This window comes from Faecalicoccus sp., assembly GCF_036552745.1.
Taxonomy (GTDB): Bacteria; Bacillota_I; Bacilli_A; order Erysipelotrichales; family Erysipelotrichaceae; genus Faecalicoccus.
Genome location: NZ_JAXKBY010000224.1, coordinates 1 through 9,534, shown reverse-complemented (window position 1 = coordinate 9,534; position 9,534 = coordinate 1). Strand labels below are relative to the sequence as shown.

At 39.8% G+C, this 9,534-nt stretch carries 11 protein-coding genes; 5 read left to right on the top strand and 6 right to left on the bottom strand.

The window, feature by feature from the left end; translation table 11 throughout:
* Positions 1–70: 70 nt before the first annotated feature.
* The 6 genes from U0M88_RS10175 to U0M88_RS10150 are packed head-to-tail and all read right to left on the bottom strand — an operon-like array spanning position 71 to position 5,545.
* The gene (locus U0M88_RS10175) at positions 71–1,519 is read right to left on the bottom strand and encodes a UDP-N-acetylmuramoyl-L-alanyl-D-glutamate--2,6-diaminopimelate ligase (RefSeq protein ID WP_331869736.1); all 1,449 of its coding nucleotides are present in this window, start codon (positions 1,517–1,519) and stop codon (positions 71–73) included.
* The gene (gene mtaB, locus U0M88_RS10170) at positions 1,510–2,808 is read right to left on the bottom strand and encodes a tRNA (N(6)-L-threonylcarbamoyladenosine(37)-C(2))-methylthiotransferase MtaB (RefSeq protein WP_331869735.1); all 1,299 of its coding nucleotides are present in this window, start codon (positions 2,806–2,808) and stop codon (positions 1,510–1,512) included. Before mtaB ends, U0M88_RS10175 begins: the two co-directional genes overlap by 10 nt.
* Complete coding sequence (locus U0M88_RS10165; protein WP_331869734.1) at positions 2,808–3,536, bottom strand: RsmE family RNA methyltransferase; 729 nt, start codon at positions 3,534–3,536, stop codon at positions 2,808–2,810. The genes mtaB and U0M88_RS10165 overlap by 1 nt, the downstream gene beginning before the upstream one ends.
* The gene (locus tag U0M88_RS10160) at positions 3,533–4,261 is read right to left on the bottom strand and encodes a pseudouridine synthase (RefSeq protein WP_331869733.1); all 729 of its coding nucleotides are present in this window, start codon (positions 4,259–4,261) and stop codon (positions 3,533–3,535) included. The genes U0M88_RS10165 and U0M88_RS10160 overlap by 4 nt, the downstream gene beginning before the upstream one ends.
* The gene (gene scpB / locus U0M88_RS10155) at positions 4,261–4,809 is read right to left on the bottom strand and encodes an SMC-Scp complex subunit ScpB (RefSeq protein ID WP_022789037.1); all 549 of its coding nucleotides are present in this window, start codon (positions 4,807–4,809) and stop codon (positions 4,261–4,263) included. Before scpB ends, U0M88_RS10160 begins: the two co-directional genes overlap by 1 nt.
* Positions 4,802–5,545, bottom strand: coding sequence for a segregation and condensation protein A (locus U0M88_RS10150; RefSeq protein WP_331869732.1), 744 nt, complete (start codon positions 5,543–5,545; stop codon positions 4,802–4,804). Before U0M88_RS10150 ends, scpB begins: the two co-directional genes overlap by 8 nt.
* Positions 5,546–5,659: 114 nt before the next feature.
* Here U0M88_RS10150 and U0M88_RS10145 point away from each other — a divergent pair, with 114 nt between their 5' ends.
* The 5 genes from U0M88_RS10145 to U0M88_RS10125 all read left to right on the top strand — a co-directional run.
* Complete coding sequence (locus U0M88_RS10145) at positions 5,660–6,379, top strand: N-acetylmuramoyl-L-alanine amidase family protein (protein ID WP_331869731.1); 720 nt, start codon at positions 5,660–5,662, stop codon at positions 6,377–6,379.
* A gap of 74 nt (positions 6,380–6,453) precedes the next feature.
* Entirely contained in the window at positions 6,454–6,975 is a 522-nt protein-coding gene (locus U0M88_RS10140) for an NUDIX hydrolase (RefSeq protein WP_331869730.1), read from the top strand.
* Entirely contained in the window at positions 6,972–8,180 is a 1,209-nt protein-coding gene (locus U0M88_RS10135; protein ID WP_331869729.1) for an ATP-grasp domain-containing protein, read from the top strand. Before U0M88_RS10140 ends, U0M88_RS10135 begins: the two co-directional genes overlap by 4 nt.
* Positions 8,177–8,941: an alpha/beta hydrolase gene (locus U0M88_RS10130; RefSeq protein ID WP_331869728.1), complete on the top strand. Its 765-nt coding sequence runs from the start codon at positions 8,177–8,179 to the stop codon at positions 8,939–8,941. Before U0M88_RS10135 ends, U0M88_RS10130 begins: the two co-directional genes overlap by 4 nt.
* Before the next feature lie 2 nt (positions 8,942–8,943).
* The coding region (locus tag U0M88_RS10125; RefSeq protein ID WP_331869727.1) for a metallophosphoesterase at positions 8,944–9,534 on the top strand (591 nt) is incomplete at its 3' end.

Sequence of the window (9,534 nt, the reverse complement as noted above, 5' to 3'; positions counted from 1 at the left end):
CACATATAAAAAGGGACTAATAGTCCAAAGTAGTTCAAAAACTACTCAACTGTTAGACCCTCTCTGTTGTTTATTCTTTTGTATAGCCTGCTTGCGCAAGACATTCTCTGGCGCAGTTATTGTCGCCTGTCCATGGAACACGTCCTTCTGTATGATACATAAAAGGTTCATCGCCTTTACCTAAGATCAAGATGACATCCCCATCGGATGCGTTATCAATGGCTTGACGAATCGCCTCATAACGATCTTCGACAAATACACTAGGGGTATTTTGAATTCCCTCTTTAATTTGACAGGCGATGTCTTTAGGATTTTCATCTCTTGGATCATCTTCTGTCAGTATGATCAAATCGGCATATTGATCCGCCAGTTCTCCAAAGACTTTACGTTTGGCAATATCACGTTTTCCGGCGGATCCAAAGACACTGATAACACGATGTTCATTGGCAATGTGTCTTCCATATCGTAACATTTGTTCCATGCCATCGGGTGTATGAGCAAAGTCAACGATCACATGGAATGGCTGTCCACAATCAATCTGTTCCATACGGCCTTCAATTTGCGGAATGCTGGCGCAGGCTTGTAAGACGATGGCTAGATCCATGCCGGTCTGATGTAAAGCCGCAATACAGGCTAATAAGTTATAGACATTGTACATCGCAACAAGACTGCTCTTTACATGATAAATCTTTTCCTGATACACAAGATCAAAAGTTGTGGATTCTGGATCAATACGAACATTGATCGCCCGATAATCACATTCCTTCTCCACACCATATGTAACAACTCTGGCTTTGGATAAAGACTTTAAATCTTCAAACTTATCATCATCGACATTTAATACGGACACACCATTTTCTTTAACTAAATCTTTAAACAAAATCGATTTGGCATTAAAGTAACTGTCCATAGTTCCATGAAAATCTAAATGATCATAAGTAAAGTTAGTAAAGATTGCCACATCAAAACGAATCGCATCGACACGATGTTGTGCCAAACCATGCGAGCTGACTTCCAGGGCGCAAGATTTCATACCGGCTCTTACCATATCGCTGAGCTTCTTTTGAAGAAACAGGGCATCCGGTGTTGTCAAATCCGGTGCTAAGTGTACCTTTCCATATTCAATCGCAATCGTTCCGATATAGCCACAAGGCTCTTTTAGCTCACGAATATATTTGATGATATTGGCACATGTACTTTTTCCGTTGGTGCCGGTGATTCCATACATTGTCATTTTATCAGAAGGCTTGGCATAGAAAATTCGGGCACACTGATTCATGGCTAAAACGACATCTTCTACACGAATATAGACAGCACCTTCCAGTTTGTTTTCGATCTCTTTGGAATGAACGATACCAATTGCCCCTTTTTCTACAGCCTGGGCAATAAAATCATGTCCATCATAAGTCATTCCCGGAAGGCAAAAATACAGATCTCCTTTTTGCACCTTACGTGAATCAAAACATAGACCCGTCACATTAACAGTCGGTGCATTTTTAAAAAGCTTGCTTAGTCGCATAACGATCCTTCTTTCTTTAACACAATATAAGTATGATCCTTGATTTCATCCCACGTTACATGAATACGTGTAGAAAGAGGAACATCACTATAAATCTTAACGGGATGATATTGTTGGCAATAGCCATGATACACACCATCCTGGTCTTGTTTTTCAATTAAGACTTCTAAATTGGTAAAGCGCTCCATATCATTTTGACGAAGTTTGTTGGAAAGTGCTAAAAGCTTATTGACTCTTTCTTTAACGATTGAGCCATGCACTTCCCCTTTCATCCTGCTGGCTGCTGTCCCATTGCGCTTAGAGTATGGAAAAACGTGTAAGAAAGAAAAAGCACAATCTTCAAGATTTTTATACGTTGTTTCAAACTCTTCTTCACTTTCCTGTACAAAGCCGACAATCACATCAGTAGAGATGGAAATATCAGGTATTTCTTTTCGTATATGATCCAATCGTTGTTTAAATTCTTCGATCGTGTAAGGACGATTCATACGCTGTAAAGTTTCGTTACAGCCAGATTGAATTGGAATATGCAAATGACGACAGATTCTTGTGGTCTGTTTCATCAACTCAATCAGTTCATCATCCACTTCGGTAATTTCAATACTTGAAATTCGATACTGAACTCGTTCATCTGTTTTTTCTAACAATTCTTTTAACAGTTTGGTCAGTGTAGTATCCCCATCCTGATAACGACCGGTATGAATTCCCGTCAAAACGATTTCATAATGTCCTTTATCAGATAAAGACTGCGCAATTTCAATGACCTTTTCTTTTGATAAAGAACGTTGTCGTCCTCTGGCATATGGAATTGCACAATAGCTGCAGAATTGATTACAACCATCTTCGATCTTTAAAAAAGCACGGTGTTTGGATTCATAAACATGGATCGGCATTTCTTCAAACGATGTAAAGTCGCGAATATCTTCCACCAGATCCTTACGAACATGATCCTTTAATAATTCTTCGATACGCTGCACCAGTTCATTTTTATGATTGGCGCCGATGATCAAATCCACATCCAGATTTTCTCTTTCCGTTTGATTGGCATGCTGAACATAGCAGCCAACCACAACGATCAAGGCATTAGGATGTGTCTTTTTTAAAGAATGAATCTTTTGTCGAGATTTAGCAGCCGCTGTATTTGTTACAGTGCATGTATTGATGATACAAACATCGCAGGGGCTGTTAGTTTCCACCATTTGATGCCCATGTTTTTCCAGCTGTTCTTTATAATAATTGGATTCATAGCTGTTGACCTTACAGCCTAGTGTCGTAATACTGAATCGCACTACTTTTCCTCCTTTGATAAAGCATGTTGATAATCAATACAGGATAACGCATAAATCGCTGCCGTTTCAGCACGCAAGATTCTTTTTCCCAAGGTAACCGGAATAAAGTGATCGTCCTGTAAGATATCGATCTCATTAACATCGAATCCACCTTCCGGACCGATTACGATGGTAACCGATTTAGGGTCTTCTTTTAAATACGATGCCAAATGCATCGATGCTTCATTTTGTTTTTCATAGCAGACCAGATTGCATTTTCCCTGATAGTTATGCAGGGTTTCAATGCTTTGGATGGGTTCTAACTGCACTAAATCGTTGCGATTACATTGTTTGCAGGCATCCAACAGGATCTGTTGCCAGCGCTCATACTTCTTTTCCTTTTTCTTTTCATCCAGTCTGATGATGGAAAAACGACTGTCAAAAGGAACAATGCGGCTGACGCCCAACTCACATGCCTTTTGTAGCATAACTTCAAAACGATCCTGCTTGATCAAAGCACAACAAAGCGTAATGTGATGCAAGGTAGCAGGTACTTCGATCTCATCCGTGATATATAAATATGGCTTTTGTAACGGCTTGGCTAAAAAGGCACCGCCCTGCTTACTGATTACGCGTACTGTTTCTTTTTGTTCGATACGCAATACATCAAATAAATGATGCGCCTGTTTGGTATCTAAAAGAACCTTGGAATGTAATTGACAAGCCTCTTCTACAAATACTTGTTTCATTTTGTTTCTCCCTGATTGGCCAGATACAAAAGTTTTTTGACTTCATATGGCTTTAACTGCCGAATCTCACCCGGCTTTAGGGCATCCGCTTCGATAAAACCAAAGCGTTTTCGATGTAAACGATGCACCTCATGCCCCAACATTGCCATCATATTTTTGACCTGATGATTTTTTCCTTCTGTGATCGTCAGTTCAAAACGACAGCGATCTCTTGTCGGATCGATTTCCAGCATATAAACTTTTGCCGGAAGAAAAGTTTCCTTACCATCACTTAACCCCTTACGCAGCTTACGAATATCGTCTTCACTTAAGATCCCCTGCAGATTTACGATATATGTCTTGGGCAAATGATAGCGGGGATGGATCATCTTATTGGTAAAATCGCCATCGTTTGTCAATAATAAGACACCACTGGTATCATAATCAAGTCTTCCGACCGGATACACTCTTTGATCAATGTGAATATAATCCAATACGGTTTTTCGATTATGTTCATCCTTGCTTGTACAAACACAGCCTTTAGGCTTATTCATTACATAATACACTTTATCTTCACGCACTAATGCCTGTCCGTTGATTGTAATCGTATCGTTAGGCTTCACTTTGCTTCCTAAGATATCAACAACTTTTCCGTTTACCTTGACTTTTCCCTGAATGATATACTCTTCGGCTTTTCGTCTTGAACAAAAACCAGACTGGGCAATGGCTTTTTGTAATCGTTCCATTATTGTTCCTCCTCATGAAACAACTCTTGTTCTTCCTGTGGCTTTGGAAGCTCCGGAAGTTCTTTGATCGTCTCTAATTGAAATGTATCTAAAAAAGTATCGGTCACCTGATACAGTAAAGGCTTTCCTACGACATCCAATCGATCTTTTGCTTCGATCAAACCTCTGGCCTGCAGCTTCTTTAACATCATCTCACAGTTGACCCCGCGAATCTCTTCAATTTCCACACGTGTAACCGGCTGTTTATAGGCAATAATCGCAAGGGTTTCGATGGCAGCCTGTGAAAGTGTCGGATGTTGAATATTTTCAAAAAGTTTTTGTCCAAACGGATACACAAAGTCTTTAGTGACAAATTTATATCGGCTGGCATATTCCACTAACTCAATTCCTTTTGCAGGCGAGGCATATTCCTCCTTTAAAGAAAGAAGCGCATCCAGTACTTTCTGGCTTTCTTCAATTTGTAGAGCATTTTGTATCTGGATCATGGAAAGTCCTTCCTCTCCACTTAGAAAAATCAAGCCTTCCACCAGTGCTTTTATATCATGCATGAAGCTGCTCTCCTTTCTTGAGATAAATCTGATCCTCTTCATTGATTGTAAAATCCAACATTTTCTGATGGATCAAATCTAATATAGCTAAAAACGTGACAACGATCATATGCAGATTGGTACAGTCTGAACAAAGCTCTTCAAAAGTGATCGGATGATCGATCGTATTTAAAAAGCGCTGAATTTGTTCGAGTCGTTCTTCCACTGACAATTCCTTGATCGTTACTTTTGTCTCATAAGGCTGTAATAAGATCATGCGATGCATCACACGCTGCATAGCTTTGACCAGTTCATAAGGTGATTGTGTTGGAAGATCATCTATTTCGATAGGTTTTGCCCATGACTCGATCAAAGAAGCCGCCGGTCTTGAAAAATGCAGTTGTCTTTGTTCAAAAGAATCTTTTAAAGAAGCCGATACTTCTTTATAGCGCTGATATTCCAATAAACGTTCGACCAGTCTTTGTCTTTGTGTCTCTTCTTCATATTCTTCTTCTACGACCACTTCTTCACGCGGTAAGAGCTTACGACTCTTATATTCCAGTAAAGAAGCCAGTTCGCTTAAATATTCACTGGCTACTTCCAAATGAAGATCTTTCATTTGATGAATAAAATCTATATATTGATTAGCCAAAACAAGCATATCTAAGTCAAAAAGATCTAATTTATTCTCTTTGATCAGATGCAGCATCAGATCCAATGGACCTTCAAACTGATCGATCGTTACTTTAAATTCCACATTCACTCACCTTATCACAGTATAACAAATTTTCAGACAACAAGAAAGTAGGACAAATGGATGTCAAAGACACCCTTTTATGATATGATGATAAAGATTTTAGGGGGTGAACCCATGAAAAGAGCTTTGTGGTTTTTAATAGCAGCCCTGATCATGGCATTGATCGTACAGCCAAATCTTTCAACTGTCCATGAACCTCAGGTGCGTACACCAACCAACACAACAACTAACGCAAAGACAAATGATACGATCGACATGGGTATTTCACACTCCAAAGCAACGATCTGTCTGGATGCCGGGGGTGGAGGTATCGATACCGGCTATACAAGCGGTGATCACACACCGGAAAAGGATATCAATTTACAAATTGTACAAAAAATAGGTAATTATCTTACACAGGCAGAATACAATGTCGTTTATACAAGAACGGATGATTCAACGATCGTTTCCGCCAATGAAGTCGATTCCAGCAAGCAGCGCATCCAGCTGGCTAAAGATCAAAATGCGCAGTATTTGATCAGTATTCATATGAGCGATGATATCGATACGACCATTCAGGGATACTCTCTTTTTACCCATCCCAAGGAAGAATTGATTGATCTGTGCAATGCGATCAACGAAAAGCTGATGTCTATCAACTATTCTCGCTTTAATGGTTTAGACAGTGATCACTATGAAAACTTTCCAATCCTTATGGATCAATCACTTTCTACGATCATGATCGAGTTGGGTTATTTAAGCAATACCGAGGATTATACCAACTTAACCAATGAAGACTATCAGGATCGAATTGCCCGCTCGATTGCCGAGGCTATCCTAGCGCAAATTGACTGAACTTTTACCGGTGTTTCTTTGAGAACGACCGGTTTTTTTGATATAATGAAAACTATGAAAGAAGATGAAAATATATGGAAAATAAGGAGATATTTAAAGGAAAAATTTTTACTTTAGAACAAAAAGACGTAACGATCCATAATAAAGAATACAGACGCGATATCATTCGCCATCCCGGTGGTGTCGGTGTGCTTTTAATCGTCGATGATAAAGTTTTGCTGGTTAAACAAATGCGTCATGCGATTGATCAGGAAACACTGGAGATTCCTGCCGGTAAGCTTGAATATGGAGAGGATCCCATGACGGCCGGTCTGCGTGAATTAAACGAAGAAGCCGGCTATGAGTGCAAGAGTTTAAAGCCGATCATACACTTTGTTTCCACCCCTGGATTTTGTGATGAAGTCATCTGGCTCTATGAAGCCATAGAACCTTATGCAACGAAACATAAGCTGGCTATGGATGAAGATGAAGAAATTACCAAAGTATGGATCGATCTCAAAGAAGTACAACAAATGCTTCAAAACAATCAGATCATTGACGGAAAAACGATCATTGCCCTGCAATATGCGCTTTTGGAAAGGAGAGATGTCAAATGAATTTTATCATGATTTCACCCAACTACCCTGAGAACTACTGGATGTTTTGCCGGGGATTAAAAAAATACGGGGCGACAGTTTTGGCCATTGTCGATACAGCGTATGACAATTTGTTACCGGAATTAAAAGAAATCATCGATGAATGTTATGTCGTTTCCAATTTCAACAATTACGATGAGATGCTTCGTGCTGTTGGTTACTTTACGTTCAAATATGGAAAGATCGACTGGATCGAATCCAACAATGAAGCCTGGCTGGATCTGGATGCCCGCTTACGTGATGATTTTAACGTAAAGACCGGTTTTAGCTATAAAACCATTCAGGAATACCAGAGTAAGGCAGCCATGAAAAAATACTATGAAAAGGCCAACATCCCGACCGCTCGATACGATTTGGTGGATTCTAAGGAAAACGCCTTACAGTTTGCCAAGAAGATCGGTTATCCTCTGGTTTTAAAGCCCGATCATGGTGTAGGAGCTTCTTTTACTTATACGATCAAAAGCGATGAAGATCTGATCAAGTATTTAGATTTGACCAAGGAACACCAGATGATCTTGGAAGAATACATTGAAGGTGATGTCTTCACTTTAGATGGTGTATGTGATCAGGAAGGAACGATTCGTTATTTGAATTCTTTAGAATATGTCGGCAACTGTATGGACAGTGTACAGTACCAACAATCGATCGGCGCTTATACGGCCTTTACGATCAGTGATGAATATCGAAGCATTGCCCAACGTACCATTCATGCCTTTGCCTTAAAAAATCGGTTCTTTCACTGTGAATTCTTCCGTTTGACCAAAGACAAAGAAGGTTTGGGTAAAAAAGGAACGGTCATTGGATTGGAAGTCAACTTCCGTCCACCGGGAGGTTTTGCCCCGGATTTGATGAACTATGCCGGTTCTTTAGATGTCTATGATATCTGGGCACAGGTATTATTAACGCAGCAGGGTGATTATATGCATATTGCCCGTGAATCGGCCGGCTTTGCGGGAAGACGAAATTCGATTGCCTATAAATATCGTGTGGAAGAAATTGAAAAGATATATAAAGATCAATGGATTGCCACGAACTATCTTCCGGAAGCCTATGCGGCTACGATGGGTGATGTAACCCTGGCCTGTCGTTTTCATACAACAGAAGAAAGAGATGCTTTCTTTGCGATCGCATTTCAGGAATCTACCAGAAAGGATCGAAACAAGTGATTTTAAAGTTTGAGCTATACATGTCCGCCCTGCAGAAACAAAGAAAGATCCACATGTACTTACCGGACGATTATTTATATTCTCAAAAACGATATCCGGTTTTATACATGTTTGACGGACATAATCTTTTTCATGATGAAGATGCGACCTATGGAAAATCATGGAATTTGGCATGGCATATCATCGAAGGTAAAAAGGATATGATCGTAGTTGGTCAGGAGTGTTCACACCATGGCAATGACCGCTTAGATGAATATAGCCCCTACCCTTTTTCCGATGCACAGCTGCAAGTCCAACTAAATGGTTTGGGCGAAGCGACAATGGATTTTTTTGTCAATGAACTCAAGCCTTACATTGATGCCCACTTCCCGACTTTACCGCAGCGAGAAATGACATGGATTGCCGGCTCCAGCTGTGGAGGTGAAATGGCTTTGTTTGCGGGTATGCGCTATCGCGATATCTATTCTCGCTCTTTGGTAATTTCACCATACTTGATCCCAACAGCGGATTATTTCCTGATGGAAGCCGATCAAACGTTTTTTGATCAACCATCCTATTTCTATATGTCCTGGGGTGCCCTGGAAGGAAACGGTAAACATGCCTTTGTGCAGGAAACAACAATTTGCACGGAACTGGCCAATCGATTACAGGAGCATGGTGCCAGAGTCTTCTTTCATGTCAAACCGGAAGGTGAACACACCGAAAGTTCCTGGGAAGAAGAAGCGCCTTTATTCTTGGATTTTTTGTTTTATTATGAGTAGTTATGAATCGTAAACCTGTAGTTTTAAATTTACCGGCCCTTCACCAGGGAAAAACGATCGTGATCAGTGATATTCATGGCAATTTAAAAGCGTTAAAACATTTATTGTCACTTTGTCATTACGATAGTTCAAACGATCGTCTGATCTTAGCTGGTGATCTTTTGGAAAAAGGAGAAGAAAACCTTGCGACATTGTGCTATATCATCCAGCTTTGTGAACAAGGAAATGCGTATGCCTTAATGGGAAATTGTGACTTCACCATAAAAAATGCTTTTTTATCGTATCGTCTTGATTTCTTAAAACAAATCTTATTGACAAGAAAGAATTCCGTTCTTCATGAAATGGCTACTGAAATCGGAATGTCTTTTCATAAAGATACAGATATGGAAGTTTATTGTGCAACGCTTCGAAAGCACTTTCTCAAAGAAATGGCCTTTATTAATGATCTTCCTCATGTGATTAAAACACCCGATATGATTATTACCCATGCCGGTATCGCATCGGAAAAACAATATGGCGATGACTTTAAAATCACCATGACCACTCCTATGTTTTTTGAAACGAAACAGACTTTTAAAAAGAAAGTTATTTGT

Coding starts and splice junctions, on each gene's coding strand:
- U0M88_RS10145 (WP_331869731.1), top strand. CDS start 5,660: ATGAAAAGAGCTTTGTGGTTTTTAATAGCAGCCCTGATCATGGCATTG.
- U0M88_RS10175 (WP_331869736.1), bottom strand. CDS start 1,519: ATGCGACTAAGCAAGCTTTTTAAAAATGCACCGACTGTTAATGTGACG.
- U0M88_RS10135 (WP_331869729.1), top strand. CDS start 6,972: ATGAATTTTATCATGATTTCACCCAACTACCCTGAGAACTACTGGATG.
- U0M88_RS10160 (WP_331869733.1), bottom strand. CDS start 4,261: ATGGAACGATTACAAAAAGCCATTGCCCAGTCTGGTTTTTGTTCAAGA.
- scpB (WP_022789037.1), bottom strand. CDS start 4,809: ATGCATGATATAAAAGCACTGGTGGAAGGCTTGATTTTTCTAAGTGGA.
- U0M88_RS10140 (WP_331869730.1), top strand. CDS start 6,454: ATGGAAAATAAGGAGATATTTAAAGGAAAAATTTTTACTTTAGAACAA.
- U0M88_RS10165 (WP_331869734.1), bottom strand. CDS start 3,536: ATGAAACAAGTATTTGTAGAAGAGGCTTGTCAATTACATTCCAAGGTT.